The organism is Sphingobacterium hotanense (genome assembly GCF_008274825.1).
Lineage (GTDB): Bacteria > Bacteroidota > Bacteroidia > Sphingobacteriales > Sphingobacteriaceae > Sphingobacterium > Sphingobacterium hotanense.
Genome location: NZ_CP030848.1, coordinates 2,546,386 through 2,568,886 on the forward strand (window position 1 = coordinate 2,546,386; position 22,501 = coordinate 2,568,886).

Here is a 22,501-nt window from a genome sequence, read left to right on the forward strand (position 1 = left end):
TATGTGCTACCATTCTGCCACCCCCAGTAATCAACAATTAACGCAGCAATTCCCTGATAAAAAAATCAGTTATCGAGGAAAAGAGATTTACCATGTGTCGGGATTCGCCCGACCAAATCTGCCAGTTACATTAAATAGCGACTACGATAGCATTCGAGAGGCAAAATGGAAACTAATCCCTTTCTGGGTAAAAACAGAAGCAGATGCCGCTAAATATGCCAATACGCTCAATGCAGAATCCGAATCGATATTTGAAAAAGCTTCCTATAAAAATTACATCAATATAAATAGAGGCCTACTCTACGTTAATGGATTCTACGAGCCTCATAAAGTCAGAGGCCAGAAAGAAACAGAAAACTATTTCATTTACAAACCAAATAAAGAGATTTTTACTCTCGGTATTGTATTCTCCGACTTTACCGACCAAGAAACCGGAGAGCACTACCCCACCTTTTCAATTATTACAACGCCTGCGAACCCCTTACTCGAAGAAATACATAACGAAAAAAAACGAATGCCATTGATTATCTCGCCTCAGGAAAGAGATGCGTGGTTATATGCTAATGGGAAAAACGAAATCCAACAGCTAATGAAACCTTACGCAGGAGAATTAGCGGCTCATCAAACATACCGTGTGACAGCTGCGCGTGGAGAAGATACAGATCGACCTGATATACAAAATGCTATCTAATTTCTGTAAAATTCATTTTGATAAATTACTAAAAAATTTAGTAATTTGTCAAAATGAAACCCTTAGAAATCCACTGTCGCAACCGTGTCATGTATGCACAGCTATCTGTTAACGATAGAGGTTTGGGGATGCGCGACTATAACCTAACGGGAAAAGACGGTTTATCCCTGTATATCTTTCGCAAAGAACAGGGTGAATGGAAATGTGCATATGGATACCTCGATGAAGATATAAAACAAGCCATTATCGATGCTTTAATCTTGCGTTTTGATTGGACTATAAAAGACTTATTCTACCTCGATGGGGAAAGACATGTCGTCGAAATCAGAAGTAAAAAAGGTGGACTATGGCATATATACGACAATAATAGATATATAGCGAGTATCAATTACAATCGCTTTACGCGTCAATTTGAATACCACCTAGACGACCCTACGCGCAGTGTCACTGAAGCACATCTAAGGAAATATATGGAGATGATTAAACGAGGCGAAATCACCTGGCAAAAGGAAGAGAGATAAACTAAATCATGCATCAACACGAGTAAGTTCCTTGCCTACACTCTTTAAAATGTAGTGATATTCGGAATATGAAGAGATTAAAATGAAAATTACAATAGATATCCTTAATTTGTAGGCAAATTCCCGTGAACACGGATTAGTTATGAAGCCATTATTATTATCCCTCTTTTTGACCCTGCAATTTATTAGCCCGAGTCATGCCCAAACCGAAAAACTGTTGGGTAAATGGGTCCTGGACATTGTCTTATCTGAAGATAATTCCTTACTACCGATCAATGACATACAATTCTCTACCGAAGCTATTTATGTCATTTCACCTCATATGATCGAGATTCAAGGCTATGAGCAACCAGCGAGGTTTATTGGTAGTAGTGAAATCCAGTTAGGTACCAGAACTTTAAAATATGGGTTCAGCGATGACTACTTGATCCTCATTGAATCCGGATCCAACAAAAAGCTATGCCTTCTCAAACACACAGATTTCATCAAAAAATATCCTGAATTTAAAGAAAAGAGGGTACCGAACTTGTCTACAGAGGTTTATGAAATGAATAAACTTTCCGACGTCACCTTCCAACATCCGGAGGTTAAAGAATTGCAATTCTATGTCATCGCAAATTCCCCACTACTTAAGAAGAAGACGTCCGGAAATTTTCAATTTACGATAGACTTTTTATTAAGTCCCGAGAATTTCATCAGCGACATTCTCATCGAAGGCATCAACGACAAGAAGATGGAAGCCGAAGTCAGAAAAGCAGTATTCGCCGCAAACCAGTTTTATAGAAATAATACCGGCAAAACATTACTTGTTTCTACCCCTTTTCAATTTTTCAAAATGTACAAATCATTCGACGAACCTACGAAAAAGGTCTATGATCACTATCTGAGCGGCGACGATTGGTATGCGCAAAATGAATTTGAAAAAGCAATTCAAGAATATGAAAAAGGTTTGAACATAGAATTCGATAAGAAAAGATTTACAGGCCTGTTTTATGAAGATTATATCATACATCTAGGAGTCTCTTATCTCGCAACTAACCAATTAGAAAAGGCAGACAAAACATTCCGAATACTGGGCGATGAAACTAATTTCAAAATACGAAACTACTTAAGATACTTTAGCCCTAAGGCTAAATAACTTAAAGAAATAAAGTACTAACAGAAATTGCGTATAACCATAAACAGCATCCTCGATTGGAATAGTAAGCATCCGGATTCCTAGGAAATCACTAGGATTATAGTTCACAATCGGACTTTCTAAACCTGTACCTGTCAAAACACCGTTAACAGGAAAAAAACCCAGCATCAAAATACTGAATACAAAAGATGCCTTCGCAATCCAGTCCACTCGAGCCACGAAATGCAAATAAATTACTGTACTCAACGTAGCAATAGCCGTTACTAAGGTATATATTTTATCGTAATGAAGCAGAGCCATCAGCGCGCAAACAATCACCGTTATAAAGACAATGAGATTATTAAAGCCTAGGAGCCAAGATAGATTAAAGAATTTTTCAATACAGTAGTAAGTAAAAACGCAGGAAAATGGTATACATATAAAAAATAGCCATTCTTCAATTGGAAGACCAGCAACGTTCAGACCTATCGTATAATCTGTATTGAACCACCAAACGCCGTGTGCTGTGAACCAAACATCCCAGGCAATAAATGGAATGGCGACAATGATTGACGCCTTCAAGAAAGACCAGAAATGACGATCAAAACGGATCCGCCGATCGAAGGAAGCAAGAAAACAGATGATAATTGTAAAGAATAATATCAATAGATAGGTATAGCTCATTATGCTTTCTCTGATTTAAAATACATTTTAAAATATTTCATGGGTACATAAAGAAACCCAAAACACTCGCCGTCTTCTTTCCCAATATGCTTATGATGTTGCTTATGCGCTCGTCGTAAAGCCAGAAAATAACGATTTTCACTTTTACTAAAAACCTTCAGGCGTTGATGAATAAAAATATCATGTACAAAGAAATAGGCCATCCCATATAACATAATACCTAAACCTATAAAGAACAGATAATTGTATGCTGCTAAGGATCCAAAATACATCATTGCAATGGTTGGGCTAGCAAAAATCACAAAGAAATAATCATTTCGTTCAAAAGCCCCATCCGAGCTGTGATCATGATGGTCCCGATGTAAAACCCATAAAAAGCCATGCATCACATATTTATGGATCAGCCAAGTCGCGCCTTCCATCAAGATAAAAGTCAAAAGGGTGATTAAAATATTTAGCATATCGACAGATAATAACAGTAAAACATATTTAATTTTCTAAATCGCCAAAACTTATTCTATTAATGCCTTGACATCGGCTGTTGGCATATCGGACTCAAAGCCTCCCCAATTCTCTTGGATAAATCGACGATCCTCAGCAATATTCGATTTATAGCCTAAAAATGAAGGAGCATTCTTCTGAATAGATAAGCGAACAAAGCGCAATTCCGGATTCTTGGGATCTTGACGAATGGCTCGCTCAATGTCTTTACGCCCTTCCTTAAAGGTGCTCAACTTAGCAATAGGACTAAACACATGGTTTGCCCAAATCGTCTTCAAACCACCTAAATACGCTAATTCAATCGGTGTGGGATTCTTAGACCTCTCCAATTTAACAATTAGCCGTCTGCAAAGTTCCTTATCAGCGATGCATCGCTTATAGTTCAATCGTACGTCCGACAGATCATTACCCAGGCAAAACACTGCAGAAAGCAAAAAAACAAACAGAAACGTATACTTGATCATAACCAAGCTGATTTATATCGAACGTAGCATTTCAAAGCAACATAAGCTTTTTCCGAATTCGGTACACGAATACGCTTATTTAATATCTCAGAAGAGGATTTACTCCGAATTTTTTTAAATAGGGAGAGATAATATTTATAGGCTAAGTATACTCCGAACATAGCCGAACTGGGCAGTTTTTTAATTCCGATCAGTGCTTCTTTAAATTCTGCATGTATCTCCTGTTCAATCTGCACCTTCACCTGATTGTCGAAAACTTGCATATCGATGTTGGGAAAATAAGTGCGTCCCAAAATATGGTAATCATCTTTTAGGTCTCGCAGGAAATTAATCTTTTGAAATGCCGATCCCAACTTCATGGCATAAGGCTTCAGCTCATTATATTTTTCCTTATTCCCCTCCGTAAACACTTGTAGACACATCAAGCCCACGACCTCTGCTGAACCATAGATGTATTCCTTATACAAATCCGAATTATAATCTACCTGCTGTAAGTCCATCTCCATGCTGTGCAGGAATTGGTCGATCAAATCCTGATCAATCTTGTAACGGTTTACAGTTTCCTGAAAAGATTGTAAAATGGGGTTGATGGAAATGCCGTCCTCAATTGCATGTTGAGTTTCAATCTTTAATCGCCTCAGCAACTTCTCCTTGTCATAACCATGAAAACTATCGACGATTTCATCCGCCAGGCGCACATAACCATAAATCGCATAAATCGCTGGGCGAATCGTCGGCTTTAAAGCTAGAATCCCTAAAGAAAAACTCGTACTATACTTTTTGGTAATCACCTCACTGATGCTGAAGGAAAGCTCGTCAAATTTCTGTTTCATATAGTGCTGTTTTTTAGTTTTATAATCTCATTGGCTACAATCCGACCCGAAATAATAGCAGGTGGTACACCTGGACCGGGAACCGTTAGTTGCCCCGTATAGAATAAATTCGGAAGTCGCTTATTTCGAATTTTAGGCTTCCAGACGGCGGTTTGTTGCAACGTATTGGCTAAGCCGTAAGCATTGCCACCATAAGCGTGATAATCTCGCTTAAAATCCGAGACACAATAACTTCGCTTATAAATAATCTTAGAATAAACATCATGAGCGCCGGTATGCCGCTCTAATCGCTTCAGCATCGCTCGCAGATAATGCTCGCGTTTGTCTTCCGGATCGCTAATATCGATCGCGAGTGGCATCAGAAGGAATAAGTTTTCCTTGCCTGCCGGCGCAACATGTGGATCCGTCTTTGACGGGCAACATGCGTAGAATAAAGGCTTGTCCGGCCATTTCACATCATCGTAGATGCAGGAAATATGATCATCTAACTCGTTCTCAAAAAACAAACTGTGATGCGTTAGGCTAGGAATACGCTCATCAATTCCTAAATAATAAATCAGGCTCGAAGGTGCGAAAGTTCTCGTCTTCCAATAATCTTCCGTATAATTTCGATACCCCTTTGGCAATAAAGTTTCAGTATGATGATAATCTGATGAGGCAATAACCACATCAAATTGCTCTAAAACACCATCAATCCTTAAAGCGCTGACTCTATTTCCTTCGACTTGAAGCTCCTCCACTTGCGTATTAAAATGAAAAGTTGCTCCCTGCTTCTCCGCCACGACGCACATCGCCCGAACAAGCTGATAAAACCCACCAATAGGATAATGGGTTCCCAGTGCGTAGCCACCATAATTCATCAAGCTATACAGAGCAGGTATGTCTTTGGGTGAGGCGCCAAGAAAAATAACCGGAAATTCCATTAAGGTCCTCAGTTCTGCACTTTTGAAATAACGGGCAACATAGTTTCGAAAGTTCGACAATATGTCCAGTTTTAGTGAATTCTTCGCAATCTTTGGTGAAATAAATTCCAGCCAGCTCTGTGAAGGCTTATTCACAAATTCCTTCATCCCAATTTCATACTTAAATTTCGCCGATTCCATAAACTTACGCAGTTGCAGACCTGCCCCCGCTTCCTTGGATTCGAACAGTTCAACCATATCCTCAAAATCTTTTGGAACACGCATATTTGCAGCAGAAAATATCATCTCAAACTGAGGGTTCAAAGAAACTAACTGATAAAAATCAGAAGTTTGATAGCCAAAGTCAGCAAAAAATCCATCAATAATATCAGGCATCCAATACCAGCTTGGGCCCATATCAAAAACAAAGCCCTCATCGGTAGAAAATTGCCTGGCACGGCCACCAGGTTGATCATGGCGCTCATAAACGTGAACATCAAAGCCCGCTTTCGCAGCATATGCAGCGGCAGACAAACCTGAAAAACCAGAACCTATGATGGCAACTTTTTTCCTCATCGTTTTTTACTTTTAACTCCTTCTTCTAATAAATGCTCACTCTCAATCTGCTTATCGTAAATAGCCAAATGAAATACATCCAGCTTCTCCAGCAAACGGATCAGCTCCAACTTCTCCTTGCTCGTAAGGTTCCCCGTCACGATATCCGAAGCCATACGAATCTTATCCATCTGCTGCTCCAACACTGATAAACCCTGCTCACTAATCCTTAACACTTTACTCCTTCTATCTGTCGACGAATTAAATTGTTCCACCCAGCCCTGTGCAATCAGTCGATTGATAATCTGTATCCCGCTAGGCTTTTCATGCACATTTTTCTTAATCAAATCCATCTTCGTCATCTCACCAAAGGATTTCAGCGTAATCAGATAGATAAAATCGTCCTGTGACGTAAAGCCCGACCCATGAATCGCAGACTTGGAATAACTCTTTGCATATCGCCCCATATGAACTAGTAAAGTGTTGATAACACTTTCTGCACTTCTGCCCTTCTCCTTCCCTTCCCAGTCGACCTCCAGCGCATCGTTATCCTTTGCATACCTATTCATAAGCCAGTCGATAAACCCCTCTGTATCCTTTGTATATATTTCATCCAACTGACTCTCCGCTTCAAAAACCTCAAGAAGCGCAATCATATCTTTTAAAATATTGTATTTCATTTCTTAATAATAGTATGTAAATATACTATTAAAATTTAAATAAAGTATATTATTAAAAAAAAATAGTATTTAGTAGCTAGTATTTAGTATTTAGACCTATTGAGGACTGAACTTTCGGAATAAATTTCTTTTCTTTCATTCCTGAACAATTTCTTTTTTCCCATAAGCGCACAAGCCCCTCTAGCTCCGAACTTTGAATCTTCCGGTAACTTAAAAAGCCGTTATATGTCTTAATACTAAATACTCACTACTAAATACTATTCTAATAATTATCTTTGCAGCTGATTTAAAAAAAGCTATAGTGATCAACGTAAATAATATATCAGTTTCCTTTGGTGGAACAACTCTTTTCAGCGATGTATCTTTCGCAATAAACGAAAATGACAAAATCGCCTTAATGGGTAAAAATGGTGCTGGAAAATCAACTTTGTTAAAAATTATTGCTGGCGTTGGTAAACCCACAACAGGATCGGTAACTGGCCCTAAGGATGCAGTAATTGCCTACCTACCACAACACCTATTGACCAAAGACAACTTGACGGTTTTTGAAGAAACATCAAAGGCTTTCGACGAGGTATATAAAATGCGTGATGAGTTGGAGGAATTAAATGAGCAGTTAAATGTTCGTACCGACTACGAATCCGATGATTACATGAAGCTGATCGAACGCGTTTCAGAATTGAGCGAGAAATTCTATTCCATCGAGGAGACGAACTACGATGCAGAAGTAGAGAAGGTATTAAAGGGCTTAGGTTTTGAAAGAACAGACTTCACGCGTCAAACATCTGAATTTTCAGGCGGATGGCGTATGCGCATCGAATTGGCGAAAATCTTATTAAAAAAACCAGACCTTATTCTACTCGATGAGCCTACCAACCACATGGATATCGAGAGTATACAATGGCTTGAGGATTTCTTAGTCACCCAAGCTAAAGCCGTTATAGTAATTTCTCACGACCGGGCATTTGTTGATAATATCACCAACCGCACGATTGAAGTGACGATGGGCAAAATCTATGATTATAAAGCAAAATATAGCCATTACTTAGAGCTCCGTAAAGAGCGTAGAATGCACCAGCAGAAAGCATACGAAGAGCAACAACGATTTATCGCCGATAACCAAGAGTTTATTGACCGATTCAAAGGAACATATTCTAAAACCTTGCAGGTACAATCGCGCGTAAAAATGTTGGAGAAATTGGAAATCATACAAATTGATGAGGTAGACACTTCGGCATTACGCCTAAAGTTCCCGCCTTCCCCACGTTCAGGGACCTATCCTGTTATTGTCGAAGACTTATGCAAATCTTATGGCGACCATCTAGTTTTTAAAGACGCGAATATGGTTATCGAGCGCGGACAGAAGGTTGCTTTCGTTGGGAAAAATGGTGAGGGTAAATCTACCATGATCAAAGCCATTATGGGAGAGATCGACTTCGAGGGAACATTGAAGGTTGGTCATAATGCAAAAATAGGGTACTTCGCACAGAACCAAGCTGCTCTACTCGATGAAGAATTAACAGTATTCGAGACGATCGATCAAATTGCCGTAGGCGATGTACGTGTGAAGATAAAAGATCTATTGGGCGCGTTTATGTTCAGTGGCGATGATACAACAAAGAAAGTAAAAGTATTATCCGGAGGTGAGAAAACTCGTTTGGCAATGATCAAACTTTTGTTAGAACCAGTCAACGTGCTGATTCTGGATGAGCCTACCAACCACCTCGACATGAAAACCAAAGACATCATTAAAGATGCACTACAAGATTTCGACGGAACACTGATTCTTGTTTCCCACGACCGCGATTTCTTAGACGGATTAGCAACGAAGGTGTTTGAATTCGGTAACAAACGAGTTAGAGAACACTTTGAAGATATCAAGGGATTCTTGGAATACAAGAAAATGGCGAGCTTAAAAGAAATTGAAAAGTAAGCCGATGCCTCATCTAAAATAATCGACAAAGAGAACTGCAAAAATATCAGGAGCCCTTCACTATCAGATGAAGGGCTCTTTTAATATATCCCACAGCTATTTCCCCTGTGCTCGCTTCAAGTCCTCAATAAATCGTGAGGTATAATAATGCTTACCTTTAATTTGTATAGGCTTTAGCAAACCGCTCTTCAACCAACGGTAATATGTACTTCGCTCAATACGCAAAATCTCGCGAACATCATGTGCATCATAAAGAACGATTTTTGTGCGTTCTCCTCCCATCATATCGCTTGGGTCAACACCCTGCCCTTCTAGTTTTTTCTGCGATTCGATATGCTCAGTCAATAAAGTCAAAACTTTATCTACTGATATTTTCGTCTGAAGTAGCAAGGTCTTCATATACTATTATTTTTAATTTAAAAAATTGAATATCAACCACTTTCAATTTCAAAAAATTGATTATAATCAAACTTAATTAATAATTAACAAATTATCATTTCGTGATTATTAAATAAACAATAGCTTTTTGTTACCACTATAGCTATAAATAACTATATACATTCCTATATTAGTAAGCACATGAGCAAGAAAACAAGAATTTCTACTTATCACCCCATTGACTTCAGATTGGTCTTCATCGATAATTCGGAGGTCCCTTCGGTTTTTAGAGAGCAGGTAGATCGTTTCTTTATTCATTCTTTCCAAAAAACAAAGGTGAACCTGCGCCTTCCATTGCCTGTTCATAAAAAAACGGTGTCTGATCTTATGCTCATCACAAAGGGAAGCACTACCCGTCTTTCCGGCATTGAAAAACACACCCTCCAAGCGGGAGAGTTCCTTCTGGTTGCGAAAGGAACGATTACCAGCACAATAGACATGTCAGATGATCTAGATGGTTATTATTGCCATTTCGCCGACGACTTCCTTGAGCATGCACCTTTTCTCTTGGATATGTTCCTCGATCCAAATTTCCCGCTAAAGGTCAAACTAACGTCTCAGGAGCAGCATCGATTGGAAACACTTTTCCATACCATGCATGAACTCTATCAACAGCCGGCAAGCCTGCCCGATAAATTCAAGCTTATTCCCTTTTATTTGCAAACTATCCTGGCAGAGATTTATCAGATCGGAAAACGAACTAAAAAAGATATAGTTGATAAAAAGACCAAGCTTACACAAGCCTTTCTACAACTTGCCAGAAAACATTATATGGAAGCATGGCCACTAACGACCTATGCCGATAGACTCTCCGTCACAGCAAACCATTTAAATAAATCGGTCAAAGCAAATATGCAGATGACGGCCTCCCAAATACTGAACGAGATCATCATACAGGAAGCAAAGGTGTTACTCTTGCAAACTGACTTGACCATCTCACAAATTGCCGGACAACTCGGCTATTATGATGTAGCACATTTCGGGAAGTTTTTTAATAGACAAACCGGATCAAGTCCATCCAAGTATAGAAAAATGATTGATTCGTACTAATTACCGCTCCTTTTGTCGTGTTAAATCGTGATGCTCGTCACTAATTTTGCAGTGTTTTAAAATTAGAGAGCATGAAATACTATTTACTTGTCATCAGCTTGACTTGCATGTTGAGCTTGAATTCATTCGCACAGCAGGCACCTACAAACCTTATCCCGAATCCACCCGTAAACATGGAAATGCTAGTGGGTGATAGAGGCCTTTCTTATCAGGCAATCATCAATAAGAAGTTCCAAAGCGTGGCAAGACTAGGCGTCTTCTCGGTTATGAATTTTCAAACGGATTGGAAATCTTCTGAAATGAATGATTATATGATTCAAGGAAATCTAACCTTTAACCTTATCAAGGGATTGGATATTTCTTCCGGCTTTATTTGGGTACCGTTTCAGGGAATACGCCCTTCTGCCGGAATTATGTATACCTATGCAAACAGAGAATGGCTAGTGGTGGCCAATCCACGTGTAGACTTACATAAGAAAACGAGCGGAGAGATATTAGCTTTAGTGGAATACAAGCCGCAGTTGAATGAAAAGTTAAAACTGTACACCCGAGCGCAAGCACTTTACACACAAAATCTACCGGATGATTACCATGCGAGAAGCTATGTTATGCTAAGAGCTGGTGTAACATTCAAAGATGTGACCTTCGGCGTTGGTGGCAACCTGGATTACTATGGCCCGCAAAAAATGCGCGACCATAACATTGGCGGGTTTGTAAACTTTAACTTATTCTAAGAACACAGTAAGTGTCTAAAAATTACAGAACAGGATGCTACTGCCTAGCATCCTGTCTTATTATTTACTATGAATAATCATTCATAGAAAACTACACACAAATATAGAAAATGGATATTCTATCAAATTTACATAGGTGGGTTTGCTGGACTGATAATGATAGAATCTTGTAGTCCAGTTGTGTCGCTCAGTACGGTATCACGCATAGATGTGTCACGCTCGTCCAACATCGTATCTGGATTAACGGGATCTACTCTCCTGTCGTTATCATTTGCCGGATTATTGCAAGACATGATGCTTAACACGCCTAAGCCTAATCCGAACATCCGTAAACCATTTCTTTTATTTAATTTCATATTAACTCCGATCTATAATTTTTTCTTTGTGCCCTTAGGCTCTTTAGGATGCACATCCGGATCAGGCATGGTATTCAATTGATCAACCTGCGGATCTACACCCGCCTCACCGTCTGCGTCACGCTTCTTCTCTCGTTTTTCCATCACAGACGTTAAGGTCTTTTGTTTCTTAGGATGTCTGTCTTTATCGACTATCCCAACTTTTTCGCTTTCATTCTTTGTAGCCATAACTTTAGTCGTTTTACTAATTGAACAGCTACAGCAGAAAATCGTTCAAATTAATTGAACTTCGTTCCGTTGAAACTTTGGTTTAAACGAGAAACAAAAACTGTTTGTACCTAATCATGCCCTTCCGTTTTCACGATTTTATTATAAATTCCAAACAATAAAAATGGTGCTACCCACTGCCCTACAAACAGAGCATCATGGTTTCTTTTGCAACATTTCAATACCGCTGCACCTATCATTGCAGAGATGCCCAAACATAGATAAAACTTCGACGGTAGTTTTGCCGTTTCGTTTTCAATCTTTTTTGTCATTTCGCCTTCTTTTAATCCGGGATTGTTCATTAAATCTTCCATATTTTGAAATTTAAATTTTACGTATTCTTGTTGATAACTACAGTTATTGGAAACATCACAGTTTAATTCGTTGGCATCATTCTACATTCCCGTATTTATTTCGTCACACGAGCGTAATCCGTTATCTGTATAGGTATTTATCATTCTAAAACAAGTATAAATCATCCAAAAGGGCGATAAATTCATCTAACTATTTCTGCGGCTAGCTGTTCCTTTTAAAAACATAGATCGATGAGAAAGATTCAAAATGAAGTAAGTAATAAACTAGGTTTAGTACTTGCATTTGCAGCTATAGCGGATAATCATGACCCTCATAATCCTAGACGTGGAGGCGAAGAAGAAAATGATAAACTTCCTAATGATATCATTCCTGAAGCTGATAAGCGGCCTCAACCAGAGAACCGCGACGAAGACCAGCCCGAAATCGACGAGAACAATCCTCCCGTAAGTCCCCGAGATATGGATATGCCCGCTGAAAGCGTAGAACAAATCGAAGAAGAAGAAAAAGAAGAAGAAGAAATTTCGCAATATCCTGAGGAGGACTACGAAGAAGAGGAAGAAGAGGACAGCGAAGAAGAGGATGATGAAGAATACAACGACAGTAATCCCGAATCATCGCCAAAACCAAAAACATTCGATGATCGCGATTTCAATAACGACAGAAACGAGCGTAGAAATCAACAAGACCTTTTCGAACAAGAAGAAGAGGAGGAAGAAGAAGACGATATGTTTGACGACGACGACTACCGAGACAATCCAGCCGGCAACAGTGAACTCGATGACCGACAACGCGGAAAACTTGACATATAGGTTTTAAGAGACATCAGACATTAGATTTTAGACATAAGATTTTGTTTGCGCCAGGAAAGGAAGGAAGTTTTGTTTCGAACCAGGAAAGGAAGAATGCAAGGATCGGCAGGATCCTGTTGAAAGAAAAAATAAGGCTGTTTCTGAACCAGGAAAGGAAGGATGAAAGGATAAGCAGGATCCTGTAAATCTTCTCATCTTTCCTTTCCTGGTTCAAAGACGGGTCTAAATACTAACTACTAAATACTAACTACTAAATCCAAAATCTTTACACATATATTATCATTTCATTAGCTTTTTATTGCATTTTTGTAATGTGTAAACGAAATGATTAGCAATGTTCTTTAAAAAAATTAAATCTACCCTAACCTTTGCTCTGGCAATCTCAGCGCTAGCAGCAACAGGACAAGAAATTGAAAAACCAAACATCTCGTCAAAAACAAGCTTCGCTATCGTTGTGGATAGCAAAACTTATCAGGCTGCAAAAGAAGAAATTGCCGCATATAAGAAACTTGTTGAAAAAGACGGACTTGGAACATACATTATACATTCAAACTGGGAGTCTCCTGATAAAATCAGAGAGATCCTAAAAGGATTATATCAAAATAAAAAAGCCCCTTTAGAGGGAACTGTGTTTGTCGGCGAAATTCCGATCCCGATGCTTCGTGATGCGCAGTTTATGACCTCAGCATTGAAGATCAACCAAAAGATTAGATGGGATCGTTCGTCGGTACCGTCAGATAGATTCTATGACGACTTTGACCTGCAATTTGATTATCTGAAGCAAGATACAGCAGCGTCGAGAAAATTACTTCACTATTATTCGTTAAAAGCCGAGTCTCCGCAGTTCTTGGAGATGGACATCTATTCTGCACGAATTAAACCACCGGTGACTGAAGGCGAAGATCGAGTTCAGAAAATTAAAGAATACCTCACACGTTTAGTAGCATTGCGCAGCAAGCAATACCCTCTGGATGATATGATTGCATCGTATGGACATGGTTATAATTCCAATGCGGTAAACTCCATCGCTGGCGAAGCAATCGCGTTGAAAGCTCAAATGCCGCAACTGTTTAAACCGGGAGGTTCGATTAAATTCTTGAACTTTAGAAATGCAGATTTCATGAAGTTCAACCTTTTATCGGAATTGAAACGCGACCAAATTGATTTTGCATATATGACCGGACACGGAACATCTACTCTGCAACTGATCAATGGTTACCCTTATGTATCTAGCCCACAACCATCAATGGAGAATGTCGCAAGATATTTACGCTCCAAAGTTCGCAGCGCGAAGGAAGATGGACGCGATGTTGAAAAAACAATCGATGGCTTTAAGAATTCTTTAGGCGTTTCGGATAAATGGTTTGCAGATGCATTCGACCAAAAGTCTATCGAAGCAGATTCTATTTATAATATCAACTTAGATGTGCAGATCGATGACCTGAAAGATGCAGGCATCAAGGCGAAGGTAGCCTACTTGAATAGTTGTCTGACCGGTTCGTTCCACCTTGACAATTATATCGCTGGCTACTACCCTTTCTCGAACAACGAGAACATTGCAACAATTGCGAATTCAGTAGGCGTATTACAAGATTTATGGCCTACGGAAATGATGGGACTTTTGAAAGATGGTTACCGCGTTGGTAATTGGTTGAAGCATATTGCTTACTTAGAAACCCATATCTTCGGAGATCCTACGTTCCACTATGCTTCAGATAAAGCAAAGGAATTGAATGAAGCTACAGTATTAAATCAATCAGCAAGCTATTGGAAAAAAGTATTGAATGAAAATGACGCTGATCTGCAATCTTTAGCTTTAAATAAATTGACCAACATCCTTCCTGAAAAAGAGGTTTCTCCAATTCTGAAGGAATATTATTTCAATTCGGCATTTGAACCAACGCGTATGCAAGCTTTCCAACTGCTGCGCCGCTTCGAGAATAAAGATTATCAAGATGTATTGCATGCCGCAAAAGGTGATTCATATGAATACATCCGCCGCCGTGCGATATACGACTTAACAGACTTCGGCTCTGACGACTTCACAAAAGACTTAATTGAATTCTACATTAACGATCCGCACTCTGAGCGTATCGCGTACCGTGCGCGTTGGGCCCTTCAATTTATAAATCCCGATCTTGCAAAGCAACATGTGGATGCATTGATCCGCAATAATCCTGCAGTAGCTGGACGTGATGCCCTGGCAAGCAAATTGGACAAAGATTTAGATTACTATAAAAAGAAATCGGATGATTTATTAAAAGCTATTCAAAATCCAGAATTATCGGAGAAAGAAAAGCTAAGCGAATTGACCACCTTGAGACTGTACAGACATCATAAAGTAGTTCCGGCAGTGATCGAAGTGGCTAAGAACAATAAGAATTCAGATGTGGTTCGAACCACCGCTTTGGAAGCATTAGGATGGTTCACCCTATCGTATCAACGCGACGCCATTGTGGAAGGTTGTGAAGCCATATTAAGTTCAGAGGCTCCTGAAGCAGTAAAGAAAGAAGCATTGAAAACAAAAAATAGAATTCATGCTGCATCGCATAAGATTTAGCATAGGATAACAATAAAAAAAGCCGGTTTCATTCAAAACCGGCTTTTTTTATTGTTGAATATATTAGTGATTATGATCCAATGGAGGCGTAATCATAATATGTGCTTTGTAAGTTCCTTCGTCCATTAACCAAGGCATTCCGATGTTGTTTCCTTTATTCGACATACCATAATCCGCCGCTTTAGCATATGGTACATAAATAACGTAACGGCGCTTAGCGTCTGCGATTTCGCCAGTCTCAGGATTTAACCTATCCGCAGGCCCCCAGTATCCGTAAAGCATGCTTGGTGTTTGCGGAATTGCTAATTTGCCAGCCTTAAACTCAGCTTCGCGGATTTCATCGCGTTGCTTGCGCTTTCCTTCAGCTGTCAGCTCACGCCCTCTAGCCATAAATGGCTCCAAGCTCTCTGGATAACAGTAAGCGTAATAAACCGACATTTTATAATCTGGAGCCAAACAAATATAGCCGTTCGAACCCTCACGAAGGGTTACAAATTTACCTTCTTGATCATATCCCAATACTTTAGAACCGGCACGGAACTCCGCAGGTGCTGCTTGTTCTGCAATTTTAATCTGAACCTCTGCAGGCAATACCGCTCTTGGTTTTACTTCTTTCGTCTGTTGTGCTTGTGCATTCATCGCCATCGCTGCGATCAGCACGATCAAACTCATCAATCTTTTCATCTTATTCTTTTTTTATTATTAATCCTTGCTATTACTACAAATATAAAGCCTTAATTACATTAAAAGGTCGCCCCTATGCTTAAATTAAAATGCTTTCTATCGTTGAATGTAAAACTATTGGTTTTGATCCACTGTAAATTTCCTTTCACGAAGACCTGTACGTTCGAGTTCGAACGCAATTGCTGCGCATAGTAAATCGGCACTTCGAATTGCTGATAATCCGCTTTGTAGAATTGAAAATTACGTTGCTCTAAGTCCATAACAGGCAGTGTTTCTGCATCCGCCCCAGAATACTCATAAGCTGCATCGAGGTTATTATTCAATAATACACGGACGCCAATGGATAACTGAGATTTTAAATTGGCAGACAGCGAAAATAATTTATGACCCTCAAGTCCATATCCCATATTTTCTGCAAACATTTGGGATGCAGGAATTAGATAGCGATCATCCAACTTGTTATATCTTAAACTTGCTGCTGCTTTCCAATTGTACGCATCTCCGGATTTACGCAAAAGCTCATAACGACCGGAAACCGCTTGACGCTTATATTTCGATCGTACGCTTTGAAACCTCGTGTAAAAACCTTCGCTTTCTGTACCACTGATAAACTCGTTGATATATTCAATGCCATTCATATTCGAGTGTAACAAGTAGGCCTTGAAACCGTGTAAAAAAGCTTCACCGTCTTTTTGAAGATGAAGGCTCGCATCCCATTTCTTCATTAAAATAGAGCCCCCGGGTCTTGGGTTAGAGAATGTGATGTTCGCGTCTTCTGCCTGTACGGTATAGTTCGCATTCAAAAACACGTTGATTGCACTCTGGTACTGATATTGTACGCCTCCGCCAAAAGCATCTCCTTGATAGTTCATTGTACGACCCGCTCCCAATCCGCTAATGGAATTCCCTAATCCCAATAAAGCAAAGTAACCTTGTGAAATATGCGTCACAGAATTGGAGTTATTGGCCTCCTCTTTAAAGTTCTTATACATGAAATTAGCGCCCAAGTGATGCTGATCATTTAGACTGTAGCTCAAACTAGGTTGCAAATCGAGTTGATAATAGCGATTGACGGCACGGATGTCACGCTGCTTTGCGCCCGAAGAAGCAATAAAGTTAGCCCCTAAACCTAAATGTAACTTCTCGGCGATAGGCGCACTGGAAGCCTTAAATCCTATCTTATAGTGCTGATTCAGCCAATCCGATGCATTAGTATCTGCTGTCACATAGGGCATCTCTCGAAATGGATCGATCAGTGATGAATTGTATTCCGCATTGCGAATATTATTTCGCGAATAATCAAAATAACCTTGCAGGTAGCCTTTCTTTAAATATACATTCCCGCGTGTATAAAGATGCAGATTGCCCATGCTCTCACCAGCTTGCGGACGACGGAAATTACCGTCAGTTTTCTTATAGCCCGCGGCTAGGCTGGAATGCTGCTTCGGCTTATCAAGCTGTAGACCGGCTGCGTTCTGACTATGCTCCCATTGTAAATATTCTATTTCCTGCTCCTGTTCGATAATGGAGTGGTTCCCCTCCTGCCCTAAGCTAGGCATTGCCCAAGCGAAACAAGCAGATAGTGAAAGTATTTTATATAAATTGTTATATGGTATGCTCATGATGTTTTGCTTAGCTGTTTATTTTGCGGTTGACCAACTAGGAATCCCCTCGCCATAATGACGAAATTCAGGTGTCACAAGACGTTCGAAGTCTTCGGTACTGTTGTTGGTATCTTGTAAGATTGGACGACCTGCATTGTCAACACCCGATTTCTTACGTCTAACGCCTTTAGAATTGTAAGTTGCCCCAACGTAGGTCATCCCCGCATCCAACAACGATGGTACCCGCTTGGCAGTAATCATATTTTCGTTCTGTCCGCACTCAACGGCATCCATTATATAGGTCAACGGTATTTTTGCATAGAGATTCGCCGAAGTTGTCGCTAAGTTTCTCGTTTGCAAAGACTTGTTGTTTACCGGGTCGTAGCTTTCGCCTTCCGGTACACGGAAGATGACATAAGCTCCCCCCATTACGGAGGTCAAATACTGCGGAAGGCTACCTTTTCCAGCTAAACCATTATAAAAGACATGCTGCATATCCGTCGCCGGCTGGTCTGGGAAGTTCGCATTGTTCATGTTGAACTCGAATTCCGATGTAGAACAGTCGATCGGAGATTTCGGATTATATTGCGCTAACTGATGATTTGCCGCAAACTGAGCCATACTGAAGGATTCTCCAGGTGCCAAAGGATAATCCTTTCCGGTTCCCGGAATCTTCCAAATTCGCTCTGCATAAACATATTTCCCCGCATCTGACTCTGGCCAAACAGGTAAGTTAACCGTTGCAGCACTCGGTACCAAGTTCGCGAAATGAAGACCATCAAGATAAACGGTTTCATCGGAGTTATTGATGATTTCGTAAAATTGATTTCTGAAGTAAAATGGTTCTGTTCCGGCGTAGAACAACTCACTAAAGGCCAATGGCCCAACTGAAGCTCCATTAACATCAATACTTAGCGATTCCCCGTCTTTCACAACAAGATAATTGACTTTGCTTCCAATTAAATAAAAGGTCTTCCCCTCCTGCTCCACATTGCCTGTGATATTGATCGAATAGGTCCCAGGTATCAGTTTTTCGATACGATTGACGCCATCTGTCATCTCCTGCTCGATGCGATAGCCCTCGGCGAAGTTTTCTAAAACTATTTTCAAGCCTTCAGTACGCTCGATTCCTTCTGCTACAGGATTCGCCGTAATATTCAAAGTCATATAGGCTATATCGTCCGTATCGAGTCCATTATCTATTCGGCTACAGGAACTGAATAGGCTCGCCGCAGCCAATAATCCATATAAAGTATATTTTCTGTTCATGATAGACATTATTTAATCGTAAGTCCAAGATTCAACCCAAAGAAGAATGGGTAGCTAGCATTTCTACTGATATATTCAGTCTTAACACGATCCGAGCGATGGCTGGGATAAGATCTGAACATATTGTTCGCAAAGAATGATACACGCATAAAGTCTCTGATCTCTTTGGTAATATTGATATTGAAATTAAAGAAGGTCGGAAGACTTTCCATCACTGCGTATGGTCTAGCCACTTTACGCATAATTGATTTGAATTCTGGGTCATCTTTTTTAGTTACATCAAAGTCATAAACCTGTCCATCATACTTGCTGATGTAACTTGTCGGAATGGAATCATTTCCATAAACGGTCCAATCCGACTCTTGCCAAATTCCTTCGGCCGTCAGAGTAACCACTAATCCGATCGAAGGGATGTTGTGAGTAGCACGAATCGAAGTATTCAATGCCCTGTCGTATCCGACTTCCATATCTGGCGCATATAATCCAATATGCGTTCTATTTGCGGCACCAAGACCGCTCTCATCATCATAATAATTGTAGTTTGAAGAAAATGATTTCCGCCATAAATAGATACCGTTGACACTAAATTGCGTACGGATTGCGTCAATTCGTTTCAGTTGTAACTCCATCTCAACCCCTTTCTTTTGAAAACGACCCGTATTGTTTGGCATCGTATATTTTGCTAATACCGGATTTGAAGTACCGACCAAAGATGGAGAATTGGCGCTTGCACGTTTATATTCTACGTAGTCTACCGGTTGAAATGAATTGGGCGTATAGCTAAAACTATAGCCGTCGATCAGCTCCTCGCTGAAGCCCGTAACGCGTAATAAGGATTTCCCAATAGTCAGGTCGAATCCGACTTCTGCCTTCTTATTCTTCGCAATCTTAAGATCTGCATTCTCGGTGTTAAATACACGTGTAGTTGTTAAGAATAAACGTTCCTCTTCAGGAATGCTCGTGCTTGTCAATTCATTTAGATTGACATATTCAAAATACGCACGCTCTGGATACAAATACATTAAGCTGGGTCCTTTCGCTAACAAACCATAACCTCCACGCAGGCTCAGTACCCGCGGGATAACATCGATAGTCGCATTGACACGTGGAGACAATGCAGACTTGCCTTCGCTGAATAAATCATAGCGTAAGCCGGCTTCAATGTTTAACTTATGATCACCCATATGGGCAGTAAAATTCTCTTGCGCAAATAATCCGAACTGCTGTAGCGCCGGAATCTCGCGAAATGTACGTCTGCGGAAAGTGGCATTGGGCACTTGAGCTGGCCGTACCGGTGGCAATGAATCAACAAATTGCTTGCCATCACCAAAGTTCTTATCGTATTTAAAATCAGCTCCTAAAAACCATTTATGTTCAGTGTTCCCTACTTTATTGTAAAATGAAGCAATCGCTTTTGCAAATCCTGAAAACTCACGCCCATCAATGGTGTACTGACCAACATAGGTCGAAGGTAGGTACACTGCATATAAGTTTTCCTCGCCAGCCGGAATATTGGTAATCTCGTTGCCATTCGCATCATAAACCGGCACACCCGGTCGGTTCGATAAAACTGCACCGTCCGTATAAGTCATGGAATATGGAGCGGTGGCATTGTTTTTCTGCTCAGATAAATAAGAATCTTTATTTTGATAACTTCCGTTTAGCGTGTAGCGGATATTCTTCAGCCATTTCTCATTAAAGTTTAGCGTCCCGTTGGTATTCAATGTGAAACCGACTTCCTTGCCGTATGATTCTGTCAACGTACGGATGTCGTCCGGGTTAAGGTCTCGCTTATTCTTTCCATAATTAAATGCGAATGAGCTGTTCGTCGAGAGCTTATTATTGAAGAATTGATTACTGTACAACGTATTAAAAGTTGCTCGTTGATAGGACACATAGGCTTCCTCCGGCTTGGTCACATTATAGCTGTAATCCGCACCAAAATTCACAGCACCTTTAGACTCTGCTAACTGTATCCCTTGGTTCATGGTTATGGAATACAGATTAGGATTTGTTCTTGCTTCGATAACAAGTGGTTGCTTTCCAGCTTTTTGATTAACAATGACTGCTCCTGATGCCACATCTCCGTACTCAACGGAAGGAATTCCGCGGATTACCTCAATAGATTCGATGTTCTGAATCGGAATATTTCGTACGTCAATCCCTCCTGAAGGGGCTGCTCCGCCCGACATGGACGCTGATCCTCCAGATCCAACGGTATTCATAACCTGCAAATTCGCGTTATTTGATGTAGGCGCTCCATTCACGATAATCGAAGTTCCGAACGCATTAAATTCATTGGCGGCCTGTGAATTTGGATTCCGATTGTTACTTTCGAAATTACGGATCTGAATTTCCTTAGCATTGGTTAAATCCGGATTGGAAGCTCTTGCCCCAGGCATTAAGCTCATCACATCGGCTAAGCTGTTCGCTTGTAAATGTTCGATTGCTGACCGCCCGATAACAGAGCTTGTCGCTAAATTTTTATTCGAAGCCTCTGCCGTTACCCCGACCTCTTCCAACCTAAAGGAATTGTCCTTGAAAACCAACTGAATATCTTGATTACCAGATAGCGTAAAGACAGTGTCTAGTGGTACTTTCCCAACATACTGACCTTGCAAGCTCAATCTCCCATAAGGAATATCCTTAAATTCGAATCGGCCAGAACCGTCCGTCGAAAGACTGATACCCATATTTTGAATACTTAGCGTGGCCTGTCTTAAAGGGCGTAATTGCCCATTAACAGTTTCGAAGGCTGTACCTGTAAGATTTGCTTTTTTCTCTTGAGCGGCTAGGTGATGGGAAGAAAAAATACTAAAGCAAGTCCCGATAATTCCGAGCGTAATGGTATTAAATTTCATCTGCAAAAATGCGAGTATAAATCAATAAATGTTTTTCGGGCCGATAGATGTGAAGAACGTCCCTATATTTCAATGGCAAATATAGCTGTTTAGAATCTTTCTAAACAAATTAATTTCATAAAGCTGTGTTCAAGGTACACATTTATCGCTACTTATCTGTGCTGCCCCTTCAGGCGATAGATATCTAATTCATCTGCAGCTTCTAGAAAGCGCTCATAGAATATAAAACCAAGCTTTTCGATCAGTCTAACTGAGCGATGATTTGCAGGCATAACAATCGCTTGCAGAATTAAATCCGGAAGTTTAGCGCACAACGCATTCATATAGGCGCTCACCGCTTCGAAGGCATAGCCTTTTCCAAAGAACTCCGGTAAAAATGCAAATCCTATGTCTGGATGTTCTTGGTTATCCCTATATAGCAAAGTAACAACACCAATTGGCTCATAATCTTCCTGCGTCCTCACAACATGATAGAAAAACCCATCCTTTTCAGAAATCCATTTGATATAACTTAGGGCATCCACTAAGTCATGAATCTCTTTGTCCCCGATAAACTGAAGCCAGCCCCGGGTATTCAACAACTTAAGAATGAATGCTGCATCAAATGCGTCCAACGGACGGATGTCTAATCTTTCTGTTTGTAGCTTTATGAACATCTTATAGATAAGATTAA

General features: G+C 40.2%; 23 protein-coding genes. 8 read left to right on the top strand and 15 right to left on the bottom strand.

Features of this window, described 5'->3' with window-relative positions:
* The first annotated feature begins 1 nt into the window (after position 1).
* The 3 genes from DSM08_RS10645 (at position 2) to DSM08_RS10655 (ending at position 2,350) form a co-directional block, all read left to right on the top strand.
* The gene (locus DSM08_RS10645; protein ID WP_149526136.1) at positions 2-691 is read left to right on the top strand and encodes an SOS response-associated peptidase; all 690 of its coding nucleotides are present in this window, start codon (positions 2-4) and stop codon (positions 689-691) included.
* Between the two features lie 53 nt (positions 692-744).
* The gene (locus DSM08_RS10650) at positions 745-1,212 is read left to right on the top strand and encodes a hypothetical protein (RefSeq protein ID WP_149526137.1); all 468 of its coding nucleotides are present in this window, start codon (positions 745-747) and stop codon (positions 1,210-1,212) included.
* A gap of 142 nt (positions 1,213-1,354) precedes the next feature.
* A complete protein-coding gene (locus DSM08_RS10655) occupies positions 1,355-2,350 on the top strand; it encodes a tetratricopeptide repeat protein (RefSeq protein ID WP_149526138.1) in 996 nt (331 codons plus the stop codon).
* Here the strand turns inward: DSM08_RS10655 and DSM08_RS10660 are convergent.
* From DSM08_RS10660 to DSM08_RS10685, 6 genes are read right to left on the bottom strand one after another with little or no spacing between them, the layout of a single operon-like run.
* Entirely contained in the window at positions 2,321-3,013 is a 693-nt protein-coding gene (locus DSM08_RS10660; RefSeq protein ID WP_223110801.1) for a lycopene cyclase domain-containing protein, read from the bottom strand. The genes DSM08_RS10655 and DSM08_RS10660 overlap by 30 nt on opposite strands.
* Complete coding sequence (locus tag DSM08_RS10665; RefSeq protein ID WP_149526140.1) at positions 3,013-3,474, bottom strand: sterol desaturase family protein; 462 nt, start codon at positions 3,472-3,474, stop codon at positions 3,013-3,015. The genes DSM08_RS10660 and DSM08_RS10665 overlap by 1 nt, the downstream gene beginning before the upstream one ends.
* 51 nt (positions 3,475-3,525) lie before the next feature.
* Positions 3,526-3,978: a hypothetical protein gene (locus tag DSM08_RS10670; protein WP_149526141.1), complete on the bottom strand. Its 453-nt coding sequence runs from the start codon at positions 3,976-3,978 to the stop codon at positions 3,526-3,528.
* The gene (locus tag DSM08_RS10675) at positions 3,975-4,811 is read right to left on the bottom strand and encodes a phytoene/squalene synthase family protein (protein WP_149526142.1); all 837 of its coding nucleotides are present in this window, start codon (positions 4,809-4,811) and stop codon (positions 3,975-3,977) included. The genes DSM08_RS10670 and DSM08_RS10675 overlap by 4 nt, the downstream gene beginning before the upstream one ends.
* The gene (locus tag DSM08_RS10680; RefSeq protein ID WP_149526143.1) at positions 4,808-6,289 is read right to left on the bottom strand and encodes a phytoene desaturase family protein; all 1,482 of its coding nucleotides are present in this window, start codon (positions 6,287-6,289) and stop codon (positions 4,808-4,810) included. The genes DSM08_RS10675 and DSM08_RS10680 overlap by 4 nt, the downstream gene beginning before the upstream one ends.
* Complete coding sequence (locus DSM08_RS10685) at positions 6,286-6,948, bottom strand: MarR family winged helix-turn-helix transcriptional regulator (RefSeq protein WP_149526144.1); 663 nt, start codon at positions 6,946-6,948, stop codon at positions 6,286-6,288. The genes DSM08_RS10680 and DSM08_RS10685 overlap by 4 nt, the downstream gene beginning before the upstream one ends.
* A 301-nt stretch (positions 6,949-7,249) precedes the next feature.
* Between DSM08_RS10685 and DSM08_RS10690 the strand changes: the two genes are divergently transcribed.
* Positions 7,250-8,881, top strand: coding sequence for an ABC-F family ATP-binding cassette domain-containing protein (locus DSM08_RS10690; protein WP_149526145.1), 1,632 nt, complete (start codon positions 7,250-7,252; stop codon positions 8,879-8,881).
* A 96-nt stretch (positions 8,882-8,977) separates the two neighbouring features.
* Here the strand turns inward: DSM08_RS10690 and DSM08_RS10695 are convergent, their stop codons facing one another.
* On the bottom strand, positions 8,978-9,280 hold the full coding sequence (locus DSM08_RS10695) for a helix-turn-helix domain-containing protein (protein ID WP_149526146.1): 303 nt from the start codon (positions 9,278-9,280) through the stop codon (positions 8,978-8,980).
* 180 nt (positions 9,281-9,460) lie between these two features.
* Between DSM08_RS10695 and DSM08_RS10700 the strand changes: the two genes are divergently transcribed.
* Both DSM08_RS10700 and DSM08_RS19050 read left to right on the top strand, forming a co-directional pair.
* Positions 9,461-10,369, top strand: coding sequence for an AraC family transcriptional regulator (locus tag DSM08_RS10700; RefSeq protein WP_149526147.1), 909 nt, complete (start codon positions 9,461-9,463; stop codon positions 10,367-10,369).
* 71 nt (positions 10,370-10,440) lie between these two features.
* The gene (locus tag DSM08_RS19050) at positions 10,441-11,103 is read left to right on the top strand and encodes a hypothetical protein (protein WP_187773843.1); all 663 of its coding nucleotides are present in this window, start codon (positions 10,441-10,443) and stop codon (positions 11,101-11,103) included.
* 128 nt (positions 11,104-11,231) lie between these two features.
* Here DSM08_RS19050 and DSM08_RS10710 read toward each other — a convergent pair whose 3' ends face one another.
* The 3 genes from DSM08_RS10710 to DSM08_RS10720 all read right to left on the bottom strand — a co-directional run bounded on the left by DSM08_RS10710 (position 11,232) and on the right by DSM08_RS10720 (position 12,040).
* Positions 11,232-11,459, bottom strand: coding sequence for a hypothetical protein (locus DSM08_RS10710; protein WP_149526148.1), 228 nt, complete (start codon positions 11,457-11,459; stop codon positions 11,232-11,234).
* A 12-nt stretch (positions 11,460-11,471) separates the two neighbouring features.
* Complete coding sequence (locus DSM08_RS10715; RefSeq protein ID WP_149526149.1) at positions 11,472-11,687, bottom strand: hypothetical protein; 216 nt, start codon at positions 11,685-11,687, stop codon at positions 11,472-11,474.
* A 110-nt stretch (positions 11,688-11,797) separates the two neighbouring features.
* Positions 11,798-12,040: a hypothetical protein gene (locus DSM08_RS10720; RefSeq protein WP_246172221.1), complete on the bottom strand. Its 243-nt coding sequence runs from the start codon at positions 12,038-12,040 to the stop codon at positions 11,798-11,800.
* A 231-nt stretch (positions 12,041-12,271) separates the two neighbouring features.
* On the opposite strand from DSM08_RS10720, the gene DSM08_RS10725 reads away from it, so the two are divergent.
* Entirely contained in the window at positions 12,272-12,850 is a 579-nt protein-coding gene (locus tag DSM08_RS10725; protein WP_149526150.1) for a hypothetical protein, read from the top strand.
* 334 nt (positions 12,851-13,184) lie between these two features.
* The gene (locus DSM08_RS10730; protein WP_149526151.1) at positions 13,185-15,410 is read left to right on the top strand and encodes a HEAT repeat domain-containing protein; all 2,226 of its coding nucleotides are present in this window, start codon (positions 13,185-13,187) and stop codon (positions 15,408-15,410) included.
* Positions 15,411-15,473: 63 nt separating this feature from the next.
* Here the strand turns inward: DSM08_RS10730 and DSM08_RS10735 are convergent, their stop codons facing one another.
* The 5 genes from DSM08_RS10735 to DSM08_RS10755 all read right to left on the bottom strand — a co-directional run bounded on the left by DSM08_RS10735 (position 15,474) and on the right by DSM08_RS10755 (position 22,484).
* A complete protein-coding gene (locus DSM08_RS10735; protein WP_149526152.1) occupies positions 15,474-16,094 on the bottom strand; it encodes a hypothetical protein in 621 nt (206 codons plus the stop codon).
* 59 nt (positions 16,095-16,153) lie between these two features.
* Complete coding sequence (locus DSM08_RS10740; protein ID WP_149526153.1) at positions 16,154-17,716, bottom strand: DUF6850 family outer membrane beta-barrel protein; 1,563 nt, start codon at positions 17,714-17,716, stop codon at positions 16,154-16,156.
* 18 nt (positions 17,717-17,734) lie between these two features.
* Positions 17,735-18,967 (bottom strand): DUF4876 domain-containing protein, encoded by a 1,233-nt coding sequence (locus tag DSM08_RS10745; protein ID WP_149526154.1) that lies wholly within the window; start codon positions 18,965-18,967, stop codon positions 17,735-17,737.
* A gap of 8 nt (positions 18,968-18,975) precedes the next feature.
* Complete coding sequence (locus DSM08_RS10750) at positions 18,976-21,828, bottom strand: TonB-dependent receptor (protein WP_149526155.1); 2,853 nt, start codon at positions 21,826-21,828, stop codon at positions 18,976-18,978.
* Between the two features lie 152 nt (positions 21,829-21,980).
* Positions 21,981-22,484: a GNAT family N-acetyltransferase gene (locus DSM08_RS10755; protein WP_187773844.1), complete on the bottom strand. Its 504-nt coding sequence runs from the start codon at positions 22,482-22,484 to the stop codon at positions 21,981-21,983.
* Positions 22,485-22,501 lie beyond the last annotated feature (17 nt).